We start from the raw sequence: 18,869 nt of genomic DNA, 5'->3' as shown, positions 1-18,869 counted from the left end.
ACTGGCAGCAGTGAGGGGGCGTTTGCGTTTCGGTCGCGAGGCGCCAGCCAAGGGCGGCTCGCCTGCGGGTCAAAGGGCCGCCAGGCCCCGGGCAAAGACACCGCTGAGGAGCTTCACCTCACCCGCTTGCTTCGCGCGAGCGACAGCGGGCTGGCGCATCAGGGTCAGCAGCAGGTCGCGCCCCGCCAGCAGCGGGTCGACCACCGGCAGGCCGATCTCTGACGCGATGGCATCACGCAGCGGCCCCATCGCAGCGCAGCCCAGTACGATGCTGCCGGCACCGCTGGCTCTGGCGTGTTCACAGCGCTCCAGCAATGCCGCGGGGGGAGTGCGCGCCTCGGAAAGCGCGAGTACCGGTACGTCACAGGCCAGCAGCGCCTTGCACAGGGGGCGCATCGCATAGCGCTCCAGCAGCTGCTCGGACATCGGCAGCGTGCTGGTCATGCTGGTGACGATGGCAAAGGAGGGCGCCGCCAGCGTGGCCATGTGCATGGCGGCCTGGGCGATGCCGATCACCGGCACGGGGCTCAGTTCTCGGGCGGCCTCGAGGCCGGGGTCACCGAAGCAGGCCAGTAGATAGCCATCGGCGGGCGGGGTCTCCAGCAGGCCCTCACGATCACGGGCGATCAGCGCCAGCAGCGCGACCACCGCCATGGCTTCCTCGACGGCGGTCTCGATGCTGGGGGCGCCATGCTCGGCAGTCAGCACCTCGAGGTGGATGTCCCGGGCGAGCTGCCGTTGCAGCGAGTGCGCCATCTGCTGACTCATCGCCTGGCTGGTGTTGGGATTGATGACCTTGAGACGCAACATGGCGGGCTCTCTCATGATGGGGGGCTCGTGATGGACTTTCGCGTGACGGCGCGCGCCGGATGCAGGGCCGTGCGAGCGGAGCACACAAAACACGAGCAGCATCCGTGCCAGCCCGGTAACACCTGCTGGCGCAACGTTCGTTTCATTGGCGGTGCGCTGCTGTGGTGCATATGGCTAATACAGCAGAAGTTGATGGTGCCTGATGTCTCAGGAGTTGCCACGCACATGACGTTGCTGGCAGGGGTGTCACGCAGATCGGGCCTTGGGGAAAACGCTTGGAGATTGAAAATCCGCAACAAGTGTTTCACTGGCACGCTTGTTGATAAGGGGAGGGTATGGCGAGGCATGACGCCTCGTGACTGGCCCATGGCCCACAAGCCCCTCTGGAGACAACAATGACACCCCAGACTCCCCCTGATCTGAGCAACGCGAGCAAGCGGCTCATCAATGCGGACCTCGCCCCCTGCGAGCAGAACTGGAACTGGTACAACATCTTCTCGTTCTGGATGTCCGATGTGCACAGCGTCGGTGGCTACGTCTTCGCCGCCAGTCTGTTCACCCTGGGGCTGGCCAGCTGGCAGATTCTGGTCTCGATGCTGGTCGGCATTCTGGTGGTGCAGGTGTTCGCCAATCTGATCTCGCGGCCCAGCCAGCAGACGGGGGTGCCCTTCCCGGTGGTCTGCCGTCAGTCCTTCGGCATCTATGGTGCCAATATTCCGGCGATCATCCGCGGGCTGATCGCGGTGGTGTGGTACGGCATCCAGACGTATCTGGCGGCGCATGCCTTGATGCTGGTGCTGCTGCGCTATGTGCCGTCGCTGGAAGGGCTGACCGAGACCCAGCTGTTCGGGCTCTCGCAGCTGGGCTGGTCCTGCTTCCTGTTCATGTGGGTGCTGCAGGCGCTGGTGTTCTGGTGGGGCATGAATGCGGTGCGGCGCTTCATCGATTTCGCCGGGCCAGCCGTCTATGTGGTGATGTTCGCGCTGGCGGGCTGGATCGTCTGGCAGGCCGGCTGGGACAACATCAGCTTCACGCTGGGCAGCAAGACGCTCTCTGGCAGCGACGCCCTGTGGCAGATGGTGATCGCCGCGGCGCTGGTGGCGGGCTACTTCGCGGGGCCGACGCTCAACTTCGGGGACTTCTCGCGCTACTGCGCTACCCCCGGGGATGTGAAGCGCGGCAATTTCTGGGGCCTGCCGGTCAACTTCCTGCTGTTTGCCGTCATCACCGTGGTGGTGGTGTCCGGTACGCAGCCCATCTTCGGCGAGATGCTGCATGATCCGATGGAGACCGTCGCCCGCATCGACAATGGCGTCGCGGCAGCGCTGGGCATCCTGACCCTGGTGCTGGCGACCATCGGCATCAACATCGTGGCCAACTTCGTGTCACCGGCGTTCGACTTCTCCAATGTGGCACCGTCCCGCATCAGCTGGCGCATGGGCGGCATGCTCGCCGCCGTCGGCTCCATCTTCATCACGCCGTGGAATCTGTTCAACAACCCGGAGATCATCCAGTACACCGTGGGCATCCTCGCCGCAGCCATCGGCCCGGTGTATGGCGTGATCCTGTTTGACCACTATCTGGTCAACAAGGGCGGCATCAACACCAAGGCGCTGTTCACTGACAGCGCGGAAGGCGAGTACTTCTTCGAGAAGGGCGTCAACGTCGCGGCGGTCAAGGCGCTGCTGGTCTCCTCGGCGGTGACGCTGATCATCAGCTTCCTGCCGCTGGGTGACATCACCCACTTCACGCTGTTCATCGGCGGTCTGATGGCGGCAGGGCTTTATGGCATCTTCTCGGGGTACTGGCTGGGAGATGCCGCCTCTGCACGCATCTATGTGCCGGCCGGGGTACGCCAGAAGATGTCATGACGCTCAGGCCGTGACCTGGTATTGCCTTGGCCTTACCTTTACCTTCAGCGCCCTGCTGTCGCCATCGAGGTGGATGACGACAGCAGGGCGCTTTCGTTCGTGTTGCCGGCGCGTTCGTGTTGCCGGCACATTCGTGTTGCCGACACCTCTTTGCCCTTGTTCCGCCTGGCTGGCCTGATGACACAGCACATTGTTCTATCAGGCAGTCGGTAATCTTGCGTTTACTGATCAACTCTTTATTCCAGTGAGGTGTGCTCTGCGCGCGGTGTAACATTGGTTGATGCTACCGAGTGTCGAGGATGGAACATGCTGCTTCATGAACATCTGATATTGCCGGGCAGGGACGGTTCGGATATCGAAGCGCAGCACTATCGCACGCGAATCAATAATACCTTCATCATGTTCGCCATGGCGTGCTTCGCCTGCTTCCTGCTGTTTGACTATTTCCAGGTGCCGTCTGCCTGGCAGGCGTTGTGGGTGGGGCGGCTGATCATCTTCCTCTGCTGCCTGCTGTGCATCCTCCAGCTGCGCCGCGGCGGCGTGCATTCGGACAAGATCCTGCTGGCCGGGGCGATACCCGCCAATCTGTTCTTCTGCTTCGGTGCCGCGCTGATTCCGGATGCACTGACGCTGACGTTGTGGAACCTGAGTTTCTCGACCTGCATGCTGATCGCCATGCCCGCCTGGCTGGTGTGGGGCTGGCGCTACCAGCTGGCCAGCAGCCTGCCGCTGATACTGTGTTATGTGCCCATCTATGTGTGGCTGAGTCCCTTGTCGTTGACGACATTGGCCGGTGCGGGTGGTGCCTACATCCTGGGGACCCTCTTCATCGCGCCGGCACTGGCGCATGCCCGAGCCTCGACCTTCCATCGCACCATCCGGCTGCAGCGCACGCTGGAGGCGCGCAATCTCGAATTGCACGACATGAATCAGCGGTTGCTCACCCAGCAGAACGAGCTGGAATACCGCGCCAATCATGATCTGCTGACGGGGCTGCCCAACCGTCGTTTCGGCTTTGATTTTCTCGAGCGGATGCTGGCCGAGAGCACGAGCACCCGGCAATGCGTGTCAATCCTGTTCGTGGATGTCGATCGTCTGAAGCACGTCAACGACAGCTTCGGGCACGCCGAGGGTGATCGCCTGATCCAGCTGGTGGCCCGGAGTGTCGCCCAGGCGGCCGGTGAAGACGGACTGGCATGCCGTCTGGGCGGCGATGAATTCCTGGTCGTGATGCCCGGTGCCTGTGATATGGCCAGCCAGCAGGCGACGACCCAGCTGATGCGCCATCTTCAGGAACAACGCCTGGAGCAGCAAATTCCCTTCCCGGTCGAGGTCAGCATCGGGCGCGTCACCCACGACCCGGTATTGCAGGGCGATGTGGATGTCGATGATCTGATCCATATCGCGGATGACCGCATGTATCGTCAGAAGCGCGCTCGGCGGCGGGCCATGGCGGGCGCCAACGACCCCCAGGCGTGAGAAAGCCCGCGATCTTCCCTTCTTTCATGCTGCAAGTGATTGATGGCAATGGCTGTCATCGCTTTTTCATGTCGCTGTTACGGGTATGTCATCGCCTCCCCTCAGTCTTGCTGGGCAACGACAGGGGCCATCTGGGCCTCGCCTGTCGATTCCGCCTGGCAACCCAGAGGTGACTGACATGACCGCTCCGCAATCGGTTCCCCGTGCTGAAATGCCGCCTGCTCCCGACGCTCTCGGTCAGGTTCGCACGCTGTTCATCTCCGATGTGCATCTGGGAACCCCGGACTGCCAGGCGGCGCTGCTTGCGAAGCTGCTGCGTCGCGTGCGCCCCGAACGCCTGTATCTGGTCGGCGATATCGTCGACCTGCTGGCGATGCGCAAGCGTGCGGTGCTCGACAAGGACCAGCAGGCGCTGGTGGCGCGGGTGCTGCGTCTGGCGCGCAGTGGCTGCGAGGTCATCTACATTCCCGGCAATCATGATGCCGCCTTCCGTCGCCTGTGCGGCCTGAAGCTGCACAACGTGAGCATCGAGCGGCGCGCGATCCATACCACCGGCAGCGGTCGTCGCCTGCTGGTCTCCCACGGCGATGAATTCGACACCCATGTGCGCATCGCGCCGTGGCTGCTCAAGCTGGGCGATGGCATGCACGGCTTCATCCTGTCGCTCAATCGCTGGTGCAACCGCGCGCGTGGCATGTTCGGGCTGCCGTACTGGTCGCTGGCCAGCGCGCTCAAGCGTCGTAGCGGCACCGCCCAGCGCTATGTGGCCCAGTTCGAGGAAGCCGCCATGCGTCAGGCGCGCCTCGAAGGTCTGGATGGCTATGTCGGGGGGCACATCCACCAGGCGGGCTTTCGGGTCGAGGAAGGCGTGCTCTACTGCAACGACGGCGACTGGGTCGAGCACTGCACCGCGCTGGCGGAAGATGCCGAAGGCGCGCTGCACCTGATCGACTGGCAGGGCCAGATCCTCGAGACGGCGCCGCGCCATCTGATGCCGCGTCAGGCGCCTGCCGCGACGCCCGACGCCGTCACGCCCGAGATGGCCGGCGCCTGAGCCTCACCCCAGGCCGCTGATCGCCAGCATCCATGACAGATACAGCGGGATGATCAGCGGCGCCGCCAGGGTGGTCAGCATCACCGCGATCGCGCCCTTGGCCGGCTGGATATTCAGTTCGATGGCCAGCACGACCACATTGGCGGCCATCGGCACCACGCCCAGCAGCAGCAACACCTGCGCCAGCACCGGGTCGAGGGCGAACAGGCTGCCCAGCAGCATCACGCTGCCCAGACTCAGCAGCGGCCACATCACGAAGCGCAGACCTGTCGCGGCCAGAATGAAGCGCGGGTCGATCTCGCGCAGGCTGACACCGCCCAGCGTCATGCCGATGATCATCATGCCCAGCACCGTGTAGCTGTACTTGAAGTAGTCGAGTCCCTCCATCACCGTCCCCGGTACCTCGAGCCCCAGCGTCCCCACCAGCAGGGCGGCCAGAAAGGCGTAGATCAGCGGCAGACGCACGATCTTGACCAGACTCTGGCGCATCGAGAACTGCCCGCGCGCACTGACGTAGAAGCCCAGCGTGAACTCATACAGCGTGATGCCGAGCAGGCAGAACAGGTACTGGGTCACGCCTTCCGGCGGCAGCAACAGCATCGCGACCGGCAGGCCGAAGTAGCCGGTATTGCCGGTGCCGGAGGAGAAGGCGAGCAGGGCGGCTTCCTGCGGCGGGAAGAACTTCGCGGCCAGCGGGCGCACCAGCAGGCAGATGCTGCTGGCCAGCGAGAACAGTCCCAGCGTCAGGCCCAGATCACTCAGCGATGGCTCGCCGAGCACCAGCCCGCGGAAGAAGGTCAGCGGCGCGATCACGTAGATCAGCAAGGTGGCGATGGGGCGCGGGTCGATCGCGAGGCGGCGTGCACAGAGGGCGCCGAGGGCGACGAAGGTGATCAGCATCCAGAGCGGTTGCTGCAGATCGATGTGGTCCATCACGGTTCCTTGTGAAGCGTCATTGTCCTTTTGGCTCATCATGCCGTGTGGCCCCTGTCAGCGTCATCCCATGAATGACGCGCATTGCGTCTTTCCTTGATCAGGCTGCGGATCGCGTGGTTGCGCGCCGGGTGAGGGACAGGACTAAGGGGCAGGACGCCACTGTCAGCAATGGTTATAAACACGCATTTTCTTATATGAATGGTATTGAAGTTGAGGCGAAAACCTTTCATTGGCCGGGGTCGGCGGTGGCGGTCAGAATGCTCGACATGCAGTACAGGGGCGGTGGCGTGACGCGCCGGACGTGTATTGCTGCACGCGCACCGCGAAGTGTGCGGCGATAACGACATCAATGCCGGACACGACGACCAGGAGGGCCGCCCCATGAGTGCAAGCGAACATCCGTCAGGGATCAGCTTCGAATTCTTCCCGCCGAATACCGAGGCCGGGCGTGAAAAGCTCAAGGGGGTTCGCGATCAGCTGGCGGCGCTGGAGCCGGAGTTCTTCTCCGTCACCTATGGCGCGGGTGGCTCCACGCGTGAGCGCACCTTCAACACCGTGCAGTCGGTCAGCGCCAGCGGCATCTGCACCGCGCCGCACCTGTCGTGTGTCGGCAGTGACCGCGGCGAGCTGCGCGAGATCCTGGCGCAATATCGTGAGCAGGGCGTCAAGCGCCTGGTGGCGTTGCGCGGTGACCTGCCCTCCGGGATGGGCTCGCGCAGCGAGCTGCGTTACGCCAACGAGCTGGTCGAGTTCGTGCGCGAGGAGACCGGCGATCACTTCGAGATCGCGGTGGCGGCCTATCCGGAGTGCCATCCACAGGCCGACAACTACCACAGCGATCTCGAGAACTTCGCGCGCAAGATGCAGGCCGGCGCCGATATCGCCATCACCCAGTACTTCTTCAATGCCGATGCCTACTTCCACTTCGTGGAGCGTGCGCGTGCCGCCGGCATCCAGCAGCCGATCATCCCGGGGATCATGCCGATCACCAACTACACCCGGCTGGCGCGTTTCTCCGATTCCTGCGGGGCGGACATCCCGCGCTGGCTCCGCCGGCAGCTCGAGAGCTATGGCGATGACAGCGAGAGCCTCCAGGCCTTCGGCACCGAGGTGATCTCGCGCATGAGTCAGCGTCTGCTGGATGGCGGCGCGCCGGGCCTGCACTTCTATACCCTCAATCAGGCCGAGCCGTGTCTCAAGGTGCTGGAAAATCTGGGGATCTCTTCTCGTTGAGTCACGCGCGCCGGGCGTGCGCGACAAGTAATTGGATGAGCGGCATTGAATGTGGCGTCGCTCGCCCTGAGGTCTGACGGGTAGCCGCTTGTGACAGCGGCCCGCAAGCCACTCAAGGCGTCGGCAGTGACGCCGGCCTCAGTGATGGAGAGATTGCTCATGAATCACGAGACACAGCACACGGCATCCTTTACGACCTCGTCCAGAAAGCCCCTCAAGACCGCCGCGACGGTGGCGCTCGGCGCCTGGTTGTTCGGCGGCGTCGCCCAGGCCGCCACCGAGGTGGAAATGCATCGCGTCAGCAGTGATGGCGTCGGTGAGTCCGTCGGCAGTGTCATGGCCGAGGATACCGATGATGGTCTGCTGCTGACGCCGAAGATCGAGGGGCTCGAGAGCGGCATCCACGGCTTCCACCTGCATGCCAATGCCAGCTGCGAACCGGCCGAGAAGGATGGCGAGACCGTCGCCGCGGCCGCGGCAGGTAGCCACTTCGATCCAGAAGAGACTGGTACCCACCAGGGCCCCTACGGTGATGGCCACCTCGGTGACCTTCCGGCGCTGAGCGTCGATGCCGATGGCAAGATCTCGCTGCCGGTGCTGGCACCGCGCATCAAGGAAAGTGATCTCAGCGGCCATGCGCTGATGATCCACTCCGGCGGTGACAACTACACCGATACGCCCAAGCTGGGCGGTGGCGGCTCGCGCGTCGCCTGCGGTGTGGTCGACTGAAGAGTGGTCGACTGACCTGTGATAAATGATCTGTGATCAATTGATCATCCTGCCGAGATGACATGAAAAAGCCCCGCCAATTGGCGGGGCTTTTTCATGTCGCAGCGCTACAGCAGATGTCAGTGCAGCTTGCCGGGGTCCAGAATGCGCACCGGCTGAACCTCATCGCTTGCCGGCGTCTCGCGGGGGTCGCTCACGCGCGTGGAGATCTCGGCGAGGGTCGGCGGTTCCTCGATGGCTTGCTGTTCGAAGAAGTCGCAGGACACGCAGTCACGGTAGCGGGTCTCGTTCTGCTCCCAGGTGCGCAGGCGGTCCATTGCTCCGCAGCGCGGGCAGACGGCACCGGCGATGAAGCGCTTGATGGTAGACATGGTGCCTCCAGTCAGGGTCAGGGTAGGTCTGGCAATCCCGCCTCGGGCGGATGATGCGCCATATGATACGCCCCCGACCGGTAAAGGTCAGGGGCGCATGGTCAGCAGCTCGTGGTCAGGCTTGCGCCATCACGAGACGGGGCGAGATCAGGCCGCCTGGGCACCGATGCCGGAGTGACGCAGCAGGGCATCGACCTGCGGGTCACGGCCACGGAAGGCGCGGAACAGCTCGGCGGCGTCACGCGAGCCACCGCGTGCCAGTACCTCGTCACGGAAGCGTTGGCCAGTGGCGGTATCGAAGACCGCGCTTTCCTCGAAGGCGCTGAAGGCGTCTGCCGACAGCACCTCGGCCCACTTGTAGCTGTAGTAACCCGCGGCGTAACCGCCGGCGAAGATATGGCTGAAGCCATTCTGGAAGCGATTGAACTCGACCGCCGGCACCACGGCGACCTTGCTGCGCACCTCGTCGAGCAGCGCCTGGACATCGCTGGCCGACGGCTTGTCGAGCTCATGATGCAGGCGGAAGTCGAACAGCGAGAACTCCAGCTGGCGGACCATGGTCATCGCCGCCTGGAAGTTGCGGGCTGCCTGCAGGCGCTCGAGCATGTCATCCGGCAGGCGCTCGCCGGTGTCGACGTGACGTGCGATAAGATCCAGCCCTTCACGCTCGTAGCAGAAGTTTTCCATGAACTGGCTGGGCAGCTCGACGGCGTCCCAGGCCACGCCATTGATGCCGGAGACTTCGGCGACTTCCTGGCGGGTCAGCATGTGATGCAGACCGTGCCCGAATTCGTGGAACAGCGTGACCACTTCATCGTGGGTCAGCAGCGCCGGGCGATCGCCCACCGGGCGGGTGAAGTTGCAGGTCAGGTAGGCGACCGGCAACTGCAGGCTGCCATCCTCGCGGCGACGACGCACGCGGCACTCATCCATCCAGGCGCCGCCTCGCTTGCCTTCACGCGCGTAGAGATCGAGATAGAAGCCGGCGATCGGGGTGTCATTCTCGATCACCTCGTAGTAGCTGACGTCCTCGTGCCAGACCGGTACCTCGCGCTGCTTGAAGGTGATGCCGTAGAGGCGGTTGACGACCTCGAACAGCCCGTCGATGGCCTGCGGCGCCGGGAAGTAGGGGCGCAGCTGCTCCTGATTGATCGCGTAGCGCGACTCGCGCAGCTTCTCGCTGGCATAGCCGACATCCCACGGCTGCAGGTCGTCGATGCCGAGGCTCTCGGTGGCGTAGGCCGCCAGCTCGTTGAACTCTTCACGCGCCTGCGGCACGGCGCGGGTGGCGAGGTCATCCAGGAAGGCGATGACCTGCGCCGGCGAGTCGGCCATCTTGGTCGCCAGCGACAGTGAGGCGTAGTCGTCGAAGCCGATCAGCGCGGCCAGCTCCTGACGCAGGGCCAGAATTTCCTCGATCACCGGGCCGTTGTCGAACTCACCGGCGTTGGGGCCTTTCTCCGAGGCGCGCGTGACGAAGGCGGTGTAGACCTCCTCGCGCAGCTCGCGGTTGTCGGCATAGCTGAGCACCGGGAAGAAGCTCGGGAAGTCCAGAGTGATGCGATAGCCTTCCAGGCCCTTGGCTTCGGCATTGGCCTTGAGCGCTTCAAGGCCGCTTTCCGGTACGCCCGCCAGTGCCTCTTCACCGACATCCTTGTGCCAGGCCTGGGTGGCATCCAGCACATGGTTGGAGAAGGTGTTGGAGAGCTCGGACAGGCGCGCCTGGATCTCGCCGTAACGCTGCTTCTTGTCTTGCGGCAGGTCGACACCGGCGAGACGGAAGTCGCGCAGGCTGTTGGTGATCGCCTTCTGCTGGGCTTCATCGAGTCTTGCGAACTCATCGCTGTCCGCGAGGCGCTGATAGGCCGCGGCCAGGTCGCTGTTCTGACCCACCCAGGTGGAGTAGGCCGACAGCTTGGCGAGACAGGCCTGATAGGCCTCACGCAGCTTGGGCGAGTTCATGGTCGAGTTGAGGTGCGAGACCGGCGACCAGGCCTGGCTCAGGCGATCGCCCAGCGCTTCCAGCGGCGCGGCGAAGTTGTCCCAGCGCGTGTCATCGCGGGTGGCCTCGATCAGGCGTTCGATCTCCTGCTGGTTGTGCTCCAGCAGTTCGCTGATCGCGTCCTCGACGTGCTCGGCCTTGAGGGTGTCGAAGGGGGGCAGGGTATTGCGTTCCAGCAGGGGATTGATCGACATCATGTACCTCGCGTCATTCGGGTGGGCGGCAGCGGTAAGCGGTAAAGGAGAACTTGCGCATCGATTGCGCCGTGAAAACGGCGTCACCGCTGCCGCGGGGATACCTAGAATGTGAGGCCTTGGCGCGTGTTATTCAATCTATCGCCTCGATAGGCGGGCGTTGCCACGCGCATGTCGCATTGGCCGAGGCCGGTACGGCTGCTATCTTGCTGGCCTTGCCCCTGAGTGGGGCCCGTATCCTTCCCCCATACCGAGACCACGAGAGCAGACATGAGCGAAACCACCGAACGCTGGGGCAGTCGCCGAGCCTTCATTCTGGCCGTGACCGGCGCCGCCGTAGGGCTGGGCAATATCTGGCGCTTCCCCTACATGACCGGCGAGAACGGCGGTTCCGCGTTTCTGCTGCTGTATATCGGTTTCGTGCTGTTGCTGGGCCTGCCGGTGATGATGGCCGAGATCATGATCGGGCGCGCCGGACGTCGCGGACCGATGCAGGCGCTGGCCCATCTGGCCGTCAGCGGTGGGCGCACCCCGCACTGGCGCTGGCTGGGGCTGTTCGGCGCCATCACCATGTTCTTCATCCTGTCGTTCTATTCGGTAGTGTCGGGCTGGTCGATCGAGTATCTGGTCGATTCGCTGAAGGGTGACTTCAGCGGCATGAGTCCGCCGGAGATCGGCGCCTCCTTCGGTGCCTTCCTGGAAGACCCGGTCACGATGACCTTCAACCACACCGTCTTCATGCTGATGACGATGAGCGTGGTGGCCGCCGGCATCTCTTCCGGGCTCGAGCGCCTCAACAACCTGATGATGCCGCTGCTCTACGTGCTGTTGCTGGCGCTGGCCGGTTACAGCATCAGCACGCCCGGCTTCGGCCCCGCGCTGAACTGGCTGTTCATGCCCAACCCGAGTGCCATCACGCTGGACGTGATGCTCAATGCCATGGGGCATGCCTTCTTCACTCTGGCGGTCGGGGCCTGTGCCCTGATGGCCTACGGCGCCTACATGCCGGAGCGCCAGAGTCTGCCGACGGCCGCGATCGCCGTGGCGGCACTGGATATCGGCGTGGCGCTGCTGGCGGGTATCGCCATCTTCGCGGCGGTCTTCAGCCAGGGCATGGACCCGGCCTCCGGCCCCGGCCTGATGTTCGTCAGCCTGCCGATCGCCTTCGCCAATCTGCCGGGCGGCAGCGTGCTGCTGGCGCTGTTCTTCCTGCTGTTGCTGCTGGCGACCTGGACCAGCTCGATCAACATCGCCGAGCCCATCGTCGAGGTGCTGGAGGGCTGGGGTCTCAAGCGTCGCCACGCGGCACTGGTGGTCGGTGTCTCGGTATGGGCGATGGGGCTGTTGTCGGTGCTGTCCTTCTCGAGCCTCAAGGACGTGCACGTGCTGGGCGAGATGAATGTCTTCGATGCGGTGACGACGATTCCGCCGGACTTCTTCCTGCCGATCGGCGGGTTGCTGATCGCCATCTTCGCGGCCTGGGTGATGCCGCAGAATCGTGCGCTGGCAGGCCTCGGCACCTCGCGTGGCTTCTTCCGCACCTGGCGTTGGGTGCTGCGCTGGATCTCGATTCCGCTGGTCGTCGTCGTGCTGGGCTGGAGCTTCTTCAAGTAAGCCCGCTTGCGCAATCGGTGCGTGAATCTGCCGTTGAGTCAGCTCGCGGCGTGGTGAGATGCACGGGGAGCGACGAGCCTGAAAGCGGGGCGTCGGGACGGGGTGTCGAAAACATCGCAACGCGAGTCAGGCCGTTGCGCTATTGGCATCCCGGTGTTTGGCGCAGTAGGCTGGTTGCCTAATTCAGGAGGTAAGGCATGAGCATTAGATCCTTCAAGGGCCTGACGCCGCGACTGGGCGAGCGGGTTTTCGTCGATCCGGCCAGTGTGGTGCTGGGTGATGTCGCCCTCGGGGATGACAGCTCGGTATGGCCGCTGGCGGTGATTCGCGGCGATATGCACCGTATCCGCATCGGTGCGCGTACCAGCGTGCAGGATGGCGCGGTACTGCATATCACTCACGCCAGTGACTTCAATCCGGGCGGCTATCCGCTGGAAATCGGCGATGACGTCACCATCGGTCACAAGGCCGTGTTGCATGGCTGCACCATTCACGACCGCGTGCTGGTCGGCATGGGCGCCATCGTGATGGACGGCGTGGTAGTGGAAGATGAAGTCATCATCGCGGCGGGTGCGCTGGTGCCGCCGGGCAAGCGTCTCGAGGGCGGGCATGTGTATGCCGGCAACCCGGCCAAGGCACTGCGCCCCATCAAGGACAGTGAGCGTGAGTTCTTCACCTATTCGGCGGTGAACTACGTCAAGCTGAAGGATCAGCATCTGGCCGAAGACTACGCTGACTGAACCTCCCTCGCACAGAGCGGCAGACGCAGCAATGATCACTCCCCCGTTGGCTCAGGCCGGCGGGGGAGTGCTCGTTTCAGGGCCGGATTCTCCGCAAGCCAGGGGCGGTTTTTCACAAGCCAGGGTCGGTTTTCCACGAGCTTTAGAAGGCAGATGTGGCAGTGGCGCGCACAAACCAGGACAAGCCATTGTTTTTCATGAAATGCTTGCGTCATAATCTGGACGTATATCCAGTGCCAGCGTGTGGCGTCTGGTCCAGTGACATCGTCGAGGGCTCGCGACCCGTATTTCATGGCCAATTTTCGTACCCATATCACCGTAGCGGCCTTTGCCGGCGGCATCGTCGCGGCGGCGGGCTGGCAGGGCGGCCTGTGGTCGCTGGCGGAGGGGGTTCCGCTGGCGAGCCTGACCACCTTCGGCGGTATCCTGCCGGATATCGACTCCGACAACTCGCGTGCCATCCGTATCCTGTTCACGCTGTTTGCGGTGTTGGCGACCATGGCCTGCGTGCTGTTGCTGCAGGACCGCCTGCTGGCGGGGCCGCTGATGATGGCGGGCGGCGCCACCTATCTGGGCGTGCGCTATGTGGCCAGCGCCATCTTCAAGCGCTTCACCGTCCATCGCGGTATCTGGCACTCGCTGCTGGCGTCAGTGCTGTGCTCGCTGGGCGTGACGGCCGCCAGCCTGCATGTGCTGGGCCAGAGTGAAGAACAGGCCTGGTGGCAGGGCGCGGCCCTGTTGTTCGGCGCCATGATCCACCTGCTGCTCGATGAGATGTATAGCGTCGACATGGTCGGCGCACGCCTGAAGCGCAGCTTCGGCACCGCCTTCAAGCTGTTCGATTATCGTGAGCCGGGCAACTCGCTGGCGATGGTGGCGGTGATCGCCGCCATGACGCCCTGGCTGCCGCCATTGTCGGTACTGGTGGACATCATGCATCTGCAGGGGCCGCTGTCCGTGTTCGGTGCAGGCCTGTCACGGCTGATGGCCGGCGTCTGATGCCGTCTGGCTGAAGGCCGGCGCGAATCTCAGTTGCTGTTGTGATGCATCAGGCACGATAGGGCTCGGCACTCAGGCCGTGCTTCTTGAGCTTGTCGTAGAGTGTCTTGCGCGGCAGCCCCAGCCGTTCGCAGGCCATCACCACCTGACCTTTGCTGGCCGCCAGGGCTTCGCGAATCAGCGCGGCCTCGAACGCCTCCATGCGTTGCGGCAGCGATTGCGCCTGGGTGGCTGCCTTCACGTTGTGCTCCAGTTCCCCCAGCTCGCCTGATTCCCTCGGTGCTCCTGATGCATCCCGCTCGCCCGTGCCGGCGGTGATGCCTTCTCTGTCCGTCTCTCTTGCGACTTCCGTGCTGTTCACGGACGGGCCACTCGTGCCCGCGGTGAGCGGTCGCCCTTCCGCCATGCTGTCGCCGATGTTGCCCTCCAGCCCGCCCAGCAGCACATGGCGTTCCGCACAGTTTCTCAATTCACGCACGTTGCCCGGCCAGTCATGCGCCAGCAGTGCCTGCAGGGTGGTGGCGTCCAGCGGCGGGACTTCCAGACTGGTGCGTTCGCTGGCCAGGATCGCGAAGTGCCGAAACAGCTGCAGGATATCCTCGGCATGCTCGCGCAGTGGCGGCAGATACAGCGTGACCACGTTCAGGCGGTAGTAGAGGTCTTCGCGAAACTCGCCGGCGCTGGCCGCTTCGCGCAGATCCCGCTTGGTGGCGGCGATGACGCGGATGTCGATGGGGCGTGGTGTATTGCTGCCGAGTCGCTCGATGCTGCGCTCCTGCAGCACCCGTAACAGTTTGATCTGCAATGACATCGGCATCGATTCGATCTCATCGAGAAACAGGGTGCCGCCGTCGGCGTGTTCCAGCTTGCCGATACGGCGCTCGCTGGCACCGGTGAAGGCGCCTTTCTCGTGGCCGAACAGTTCCGACTCGATCAACGTCTCCGGCATGCCGCCACAGTTGAGTGCCACGAAGGGCTTGCTGGCGCGGGGACTGCGCTCGTGCAGACAGCGGGCGACACGGTCCTTGCCGGCGCCGGTCTCGCCATACAGCAGGGTGTCGGCATCGACCGCCGCCAGGCGTGATACCTGAGCATCCAGGCGCTGCATGATGTCACTGCTGCCGACCAGTCTGGGGCCGGCGCTGTTGCGCTGGGTATCCAGCTGTTCGCGCAGCGAGCGGTTCTCCAGCGTCAACCGGCGGGCGGCCACCGCACGCCGCACGCCATCGAGCATGCGCTCGCGATCGAAGGGCTTCTCGATGAAATCCCAGGCACCGGCCTGCATGGCCGCGACGGCGGTGTCGATGTCGCCATGCCCCGTCATCACGATCACCGGCAGCTCGTCATCCACGGCATGCGCCGCGTGCAGCAGGCTCAGGCCATCCATGCCCGGCATGCGAATGTCCGTGATCACCACACCTTCGAAGGGCGCTTCGGCGCGCAGGATCGCCAGTGCCTGCTCGGCACTGGCCAGCGGGCGAGTGCGGTAATCGGCCAGCATCAGGCTCTGGCTCAGGCTGTCGCGCAGGTGCGGTTCGTCATCCACCACCAGCACCTGCATGTCGGTATTCGTGACGTCGCTCATGACGGCTCCTGTGAATGGTTGGCGGTGGGTGGCATCGGGGATTGTGAGGGCATCGACGGCTGTGAGGGCATCGCCAGTGAGTGCATCGAGAGTGCCGGCAGCGTCAGCCGGAACAGTGCGCCGCCCAGCGGCGAGGGATGCGCCTCGAGGGTGCCGCCGAGGTCGGCGACGATACGCGCGCTGATCGATAGCCCCAGCCCGAGTCCCTGGCCGTCGGCGCGCTGGGTATAGAAGGGTTCGAACACGCGTACCAGTTGCGATGGCTCGAGGCCGGGGCCGTTGTCGTGGACTTCCAGCACGACCTGATTGCCGGCGCTGCCCGCTTGCTCATGCAGGTTGAGCTGGATGCTGGGGGGCTCCGTGCGCTCGGGGGGCATGTCGGCAAGCGCATCCAGTGCATTGCCGATCAGGTTGACCAACACCTGCTCCAGACGTACCGGCTCGGCGCGCACTCGGGCCAGCTTTGGACTCGCTTCGCGAATGAGGGTCACGCCGAGAGCCTCGCAACGTGCATGCAGCAGGCGCAGGGCGTAGTCGAGGCTGGTGGTGAGATCGATGGCCTCCAGGCGGTCACCGCTCTTGCGTGAGAACTGACGCAGCTGTGCGCTGATCTCGCCCATGCGCTGGGTCAGCTCGGTGATCTGGCGCAGGTTGCTCTCGACCTGGGAGGTCTGGGCGCGGGCGAGGAAGGCGGTCGCGTTCTCGGCATAGGCGCGGATGGCGGCCAATGGCTGATTGAGCTCGTGATTGATGCCGGCGGCCAGTTCCCCCAGTACCGCCAGCTTGGCGGTCTGGATCAATTCATCGCGCGTCTCGCGCAGCTCGCGTTCGGCGCGGGTGCGCTCCTCGACTTCGGCACTCAGGCGCGTGTTGCTGGCGGCGAGGTCGCGGGTGCGCTCGACCACACGTTGCTCGAAGGCATCGCGTGCCTGGGCGAGCTGTTCGGCCTGGGCACGGCGTTCGCTGACATCGAAGACCGTGACCAGCCAGCGCGGACCATTGGGGCTGGGCAGCGGCGAGCAGGAAAGCTCCAGTGGCACCGCGACACCTTCGCGCAGGCCATGCACTTCCAGTGGGCCGACGGAGCGGGCCTGGGTCAGGCGGTCCAGCAGGTGGCGCTCGGCTGGCAGGAACAGCTCGCGCAGATCACGCCCTTCGCGGGCGCTGGGCTGGCGGGGTGAGTCGCCCGGTGAGGCATCGGTACTCAAGGGCGAGCCGAACAGCGCGATGGCCGTCGGATTGAGATACACCAGCCGGACCCGCTCATCGAGGATGCACAGGCCAGCCTGAGTGCGGTCGATGATGCCGCGCACCCGTTGCTGGCTGCTGGCGAGATTCTGGCGCTCGCGCTCGGCGAACAGGCGACGCTCACGCAGGATGCGCAGTCGCTGCCAGCCCAGCCCCGCCAGCAGACACAGCAAGGCATAGCCACCGGCCGCGAGTCCGGCCGCTTGCCAGATGCCGCTGCGCAGCGGTGCCAGTGGCTTGAGCACATGCAGGCGCCAGCCGATGTCCGGCAGTGGCTGGGACAGGCTCAACCAGGCGTGCTGCCAGAGATCCCCCGGTGTCAGCTGCAACAGTTCGATGGAGGTCGTGTCGCGGCGCGACTCAAAGGGCGAGCCCAACAGCTCCGGCAGCGCCTCGCGATGATGCAGACGCAGCGGGCGCAGGCGCTGATTGGCATAGCGCTGGGTGTCGAGCAGCCGGTTGCGTGTCTCCTCGCTGAGTGGCTCCAGCGTGCGTAGTACCCGCTGCGCCTGGCTGGCGATGAAGATCACGCCATGCGGATCAGTGACCATGATGTCGGCATTCTGGTCGAGCCACGCCGCCTCCAGCGCCTCTATCTGCACCTTGACCACGGCCACGCCACGTCGACCCTGGGGGCTGGTGACGGCAGCGCTGAAGAAGTAACCGCGCTCACCGGAGCTGGTGCCCAGCCCGTAGAAGCGCCCCTCGCCGCCATTGATGGCGTCTTGCCAGTAGGGGCGGAAGCGATAGTTCTGGCCGATGAAGGTATTGGCGGAACGCCAGTTGCTGGCGGCGATGGTGGTGCCGGTGTCATCGACCAGATAGAGGTCCGAGATGCCGGCCAGCTCACGCATGCGGTCCAGTCGCTGATTGAGTGCCACTTCCGCGCTGGGGTCTTCTGGGTGATCGAGAAAGGCGCGCAGCTGGTCATTTTCTGCCACCAGTCTGGGCAGATAGGCGTGGCGATTCAGCTGGCCACGCAGACTGGCGGCGGTCAGACGCAGTTCGTTGTCTGCCTCATGCCCCAGGCGCTCCAGACCCTGGCTGCGCGCCATCGAGACCGCCTGCCACACGCATAGCATCAGCCCTAGCGGTAGCGCGACCGCCAGTACGAGACGCCACAGCTGGGGCAGGAGCGTGTCCTTCATCGGCAAGCCTTCATGTTCAGGCCCTCATCTCAAGCACTGCATATCCGGAACTCCATATTCAGCCAGAGCGTCATGACTGAGCGTCATGAGCCATCCGGCGCCGCCTGGGCACGGCGCAAGGCGCGCTGGGCACGAGTCTCGGCGCGCTCCAGTTCCAGCAGCGAATCCTCGACGAATACCAGATGCTCATGGGCGGCGTTGCGCGCATCTTCGGCTCGGCCTTCCATGATCGCCTCGAACAGGCTGCGGTGCTGCTGGATCAGGCGCGGGCGTGATTCCGGCTTCTCGAACAGGTGGCGCAGGTTGGCCACGATGCTCTTCTCCAGCAACTGGAACAGGCTGCGCATCGAGTGCAGCAGCACCACGTTGTGCGCGGCCTCGGCGATGGCGAGGTGGAAGGCGGCATCGGCACCGGCCTCGCGCTCCGGGTCACGTCCCTCGAAGCTCTTCTCCAGGTCCTCGAAGCGCTGGCGCAGCATTGCCTTGTCGGCAGGTGTGGAGCGCATGGCGGCGTAGTAGGCGCTGATGCCCTCCAGCGCATCGCGAAATTCCAGCAGGTCGAGATTGAACTCGCCGTGGCGACCCAGCAGCGCGCTGAGCGGGTCCGACCAGGCGCGCGCCAGCTCTTCAGAGACATAGGTGCCGCCGCCCTGGCGTGAGGTCAGCAGTCCGCGCGCGGCCAGCTTCTGGATGGCCTCCCGCACGGAGGGGCGCGAGACCTCGAACTGCTCGGCCAGGGTGCGCTCCGGTGGCAGGCGCTCGCCGGGTTTCAGGCTGCCTTCGATGATCATGCTTTCGAGGCGCTCGGTGAGTACATCGGCGATACGGGGTTGGCGGACGGGGGCGTAACGCATGG

15 protein-coding genes are annotated in these 18,869 nt (G+C 64.6%); 8 read left to right on the top strand and 7 right to left on the bottom strand.

Annotated elements, in window-relative coordinates:
• Positions 1-69: 69 nt before the first annotated feature.
• A complete protein-coding gene (locus CLAM6_RS17160) occupies positions 70-825 on the bottom strand; it encodes an aspartate/glutamate racemase family protein (RefSeq protein WP_153636700.1) in 756 nt (251 codons plus the stop codon).
• 380 nt (positions 826-1,205) lie between these two features.
• On the opposite strand from CLAM6_RS17160, the gene CLAM6_RS17155 reads away from it, so the two are divergent.
• The 3 genes from CLAM6_RS17155 to CLAM6_RS17145 all read left to right on the top strand — a co-directional run bounded on the left by CLAM6_RS17155 (position 1,206) and on the right by CLAM6_RS17145 (position 5,214).
• Positions 1,206-2,681 carry an NCS1 family nucleobase:cation symporter-1 gene (locus tag CLAM6_RS17155; protein WP_153636699.1) on the top strand — a complete coding sequence of 492 codons (1,476 nt, stop codon included), beginning with the start codon at positions 1,206-1,208 and terminating at the stop codon, positions 2,679-2,681.
• Positions 2,682-2,987: 306 nt separating this feature from the next.
• On the top strand, positions 2,988-4,160 hold the full coding sequence (locus tag CLAM6_RS17150; protein WP_153636698.1) for a GGDEF domain-containing protein: 1,173 nt from the start codon (positions 2,988-2,990) through the stop codon (positions 4,158-4,160).
• A 178-nt stretch (positions 4,161-4,338) separates the two neighbouring features.
• Positions 4,339-5,214: a UDP-2,3-diacylglucosamine diphosphatase gene (locus CLAM6_RS17145; RefSeq protein WP_242007712.1), complete on the top strand. Its 876-nt coding sequence runs from the start codon at positions 4,339-4,341 to the stop codon at positions 5,212-5,214.
• 3 nt (positions 5,215-5,217) lie between these two features.
• Here CLAM6_RS17145 and CLAM6_RS17140 read toward each other — a convergent pair whose 3' ends face one another.
• Entirely contained in the window at positions 5,218-6,147 is a 930-nt protein-coding gene (locus CLAM6_RS17140; protein WP_153636697.1) for an AEC family transporter, read from the bottom strand.
• A 384-nt stretch (positions 6,148-6,531) separates the two neighbouring features.
• Here CLAM6_RS17140 and metF point away from each other — a divergent pair, with 384 nt between their 5' ends.
• Entirely contained in the window at positions 6,532-7,383 is an 852-nt protein-coding gene (metF, locus tag CLAM6_RS17135; protein WP_153636696.1) for a methylenetetrahydrofolate reductase [NAD(P)H], read from the top strand.
• Between the two features lie 159 nt (positions 7,384-7,542).
• Positions 7,543-8,112 (top strand): superoxide dismutase family protein, encoded by a 570-nt coding sequence (gene sodC, locus CLAM6_RS17130; RefSeq protein WP_153636695.1) that lies wholly within the window; start codon positions 7,543-7,545, stop codon positions 8,110-8,112.
• Between the two features lie 119 nt (positions 8,113-8,231).
• On the opposite strand, the gene CLAM6_RS17125 is transcribed toward sodC, so the two are convergent.
• Both CLAM6_RS17125 and prlC read right to left on the bottom strand, forming a co-directional pair.
• Positions 8,232-8,483: a YheV family putative zinc ribbon protein gene (locus CLAM6_RS17125; RefSeq protein WP_043335719.1), complete on the bottom strand. Its 252-nt coding sequence runs from the start codon at positions 8,481-8,483 to the stop codon at positions 8,232-8,234.
• A 147-nt stretch (positions 8,484-8,630) separates the two neighbouring features.
• Positions 8,631-10,679: an oligopeptidase A gene (gene prlC / locus CLAM6_RS17120; RefSeq protein ID WP_153637014.1), complete on the bottom strand. Its 2,049-nt coding sequence runs from the start codon at positions 10,677-10,679 to the stop codon at positions 8,631-8,633.
• A gap of 270 nt (positions 10,680-10,949) precedes the next feature.
• Here prlC and CLAM6_RS17115 point away from each other — a divergent pair, with 270 nt between their 5' ends.
• The 3 genes from CLAM6_RS17115 (at position 10,950) to CLAM6_RS17105 (ending at position 14,032) form a co-directional block, all read left to right on the top strand.
• A complete protein-coding gene (locus CLAM6_RS17115) occupies positions 10,950-12,293 on the top strand; it encodes a sodium-dependent transporter (protein WP_153636694.1) in 1,344 nt (447 codons plus the stop codon).
• Positions 12,294-12,490: 197 nt separating this feature from the next.
• Positions 12,491-13,033 (top strand): gamma carbonic anhydrase family protein, encoded by a 543-nt coding sequence (locus CLAM6_RS17110; RefSeq protein WP_153636693.1) that lies wholly within the window; start codon positions 12,491-12,493, stop codon positions 13,031-13,033.
• A 291-nt stretch (positions 13,034-13,324) separates the two neighbouring features.
• Positions 13,325-14,032, top strand: a complete 708-nt coding sequence (locus tag CLAM6_RS17105; RefSeq protein ID WP_153636692.1) for a metal-dependent hydrolase — start codon at positions 13,325-13,327, stop codon at positions 14,030-14,032.
• 49 nt (positions 14,033-14,081) lie between these two features.
• On the opposite strand, the gene CLAM6_RS17095 is transcribed toward CLAM6_RS17105, so the two are convergent.
• The 3 genes from CLAM6_RS17095 to CLAM6_RS17085 form a co-directional block, all read right to left on the bottom strand.
• Positions 14,082-15,617: a sigma-54-dependent transcriptional regulator gene (locus CLAM6_RS17095; RefSeq protein ID WP_242007711.1), complete on the bottom strand. Its 1,536-nt coding sequence runs from the start codon at positions 15,615-15,617 to the stop codon at positions 14,082-14,084.
• A complete protein-coding gene (locus tag CLAM6_RS17090; protein ID WP_153636691.1) occupies positions 15,614-18,013 on the bottom strand; it encodes an ATP-binding protein in 2,400 nt (799 codons plus the stop codon). Before CLAM6_RS17090 ends, CLAM6_RS17095 begins: the two co-directional genes overlap by 4 nt.
• A gap of 83 nt (positions 18,014-18,096) precedes the next feature.
• Complete coding sequence (locus CLAM6_RS17085) at positions 18,097-18,867, bottom strand: FCD domain-containing protein (RefSeq protein WP_054556318.1); 771 nt, start codon at positions 18,865-18,867, stop codon at positions 18,097-18,099.
• Positions 18,868-18,869: the final 2 nt, after the last annotated feature.

This window comes from Cobetia sp. AM6, assembly GCF_009617955.1.
Classification (GTDB): Bacteria; Pseudomonadota; Gammaproteobacteria; order Pseudomonadales; family Halomonadaceae; genus Cobetia; species Cobetia amphilecti.
This window is presented reverse-complemented; position numbering and strand designations above follow the sequence as displayed.

Bases quoted from the DNA above. Each gene is read 5' to 3' on its own strand.
- CLAM6_RS17160 (WP_153636700.1), bottom strand. From the start codon at position 825: ATGAGAGAGCCCGCCATGTTGCGTCTCAAGGTCATCAATCCCAACACC.
- CLAM6_RS17155 (WP_153636699.1), top strand. From the start codon at position 1,206: ATGACACCCCAGACTCCCCCTGATCTGAGCAACGCGAGCAAGCGGCTC.
- CLAM6_RS17150 (WP_153636698.1), top strand. From the start codon at position 2,988: ATGCTGCTTCATGAACATCTGATATTGCCGGGCAGGGACGGTTCGGAT.
- CLAM6_RS17145 (WP_242007712.1), top strand. From the start codon at position 4,339: ATGACCGCTCCGCAATCGGTTCCCCGTGCTGAAATGCCGCCTGCTCCC.
- CLAM6_RS17140 (WP_153636697.1), bottom strand. From the start codon at position 6,147: ATGGACCACATCGATCTGCAGCAACCGCTCTGGATGCTGATCACCTTC.
- metF (WP_153636696.1), top strand. From the start codon at position 6,532: ATGAGTGCAAGCGAACATCCGTCAGGGATCAGCTTCGAATTCTTCCCG.
- sodC (WP_153636695.1), top strand. From the start codon at position 7,543: ATGAATCACGAGACACAGCACACGGCATCCTTTACGACCTCGTCCAGA.
- CLAM6_RS17125 (WP_043335719.1), bottom strand. From the start codon at position 8,483: ATGTCTACCATCAAGCGCTTCATCGCCGGTGCCGTCTGCCCGCGCTGC.
- prlC (WP_153637014.1), bottom strand. From the start codon at position 10,679: ATGTCGATCAATCCCCTGCTGGAACGCAATACCCTGCCCCCCTTCGAC.
- CLAM6_RS17115 (WP_153636694.1), top strand. From the start codon at position 10,950: ATGAGCGAAACCACCGAACGCTGGGGCAGTCGCCGAGCCTTCATTCTG.
- CLAM6_RS17110 (WP_153636693.1), top strand. From the start codon at position 12,491: ATGAGCATTAGATCCTTCAAGGGCCTGACGCCGCGACTGGGCGAGCGG.
- CLAM6_RS17105 (WP_153636692.1), top strand. From the start codon at position 13,325: ATGGCCAATTTTCGTACCCATATCACCGTAGCGGCCTTTGCCGGCGGC.
- CLAM6_RS17095 (WP_242007711.1), bottom strand. From the start codon at position 15,617: ATGAGCGACGTCACGAATACCGACATGCAGGTGCTGGTGGTGGATGAC.
- CLAM6_RS17090 (WP_153636691.1), bottom strand. From the start codon at position 18,013: ATGAAGGACACGCTCCTGCCCCAGCTGTGGCGTCTCGTACTGGCGGTC.
- CLAM6_RS17085 (WP_054556318.1), bottom strand. From the start codon at position 18,867: ATGCGTTACGCCCCCGTCCGCCAACCCCGTATCGCCGATGTACTCACC.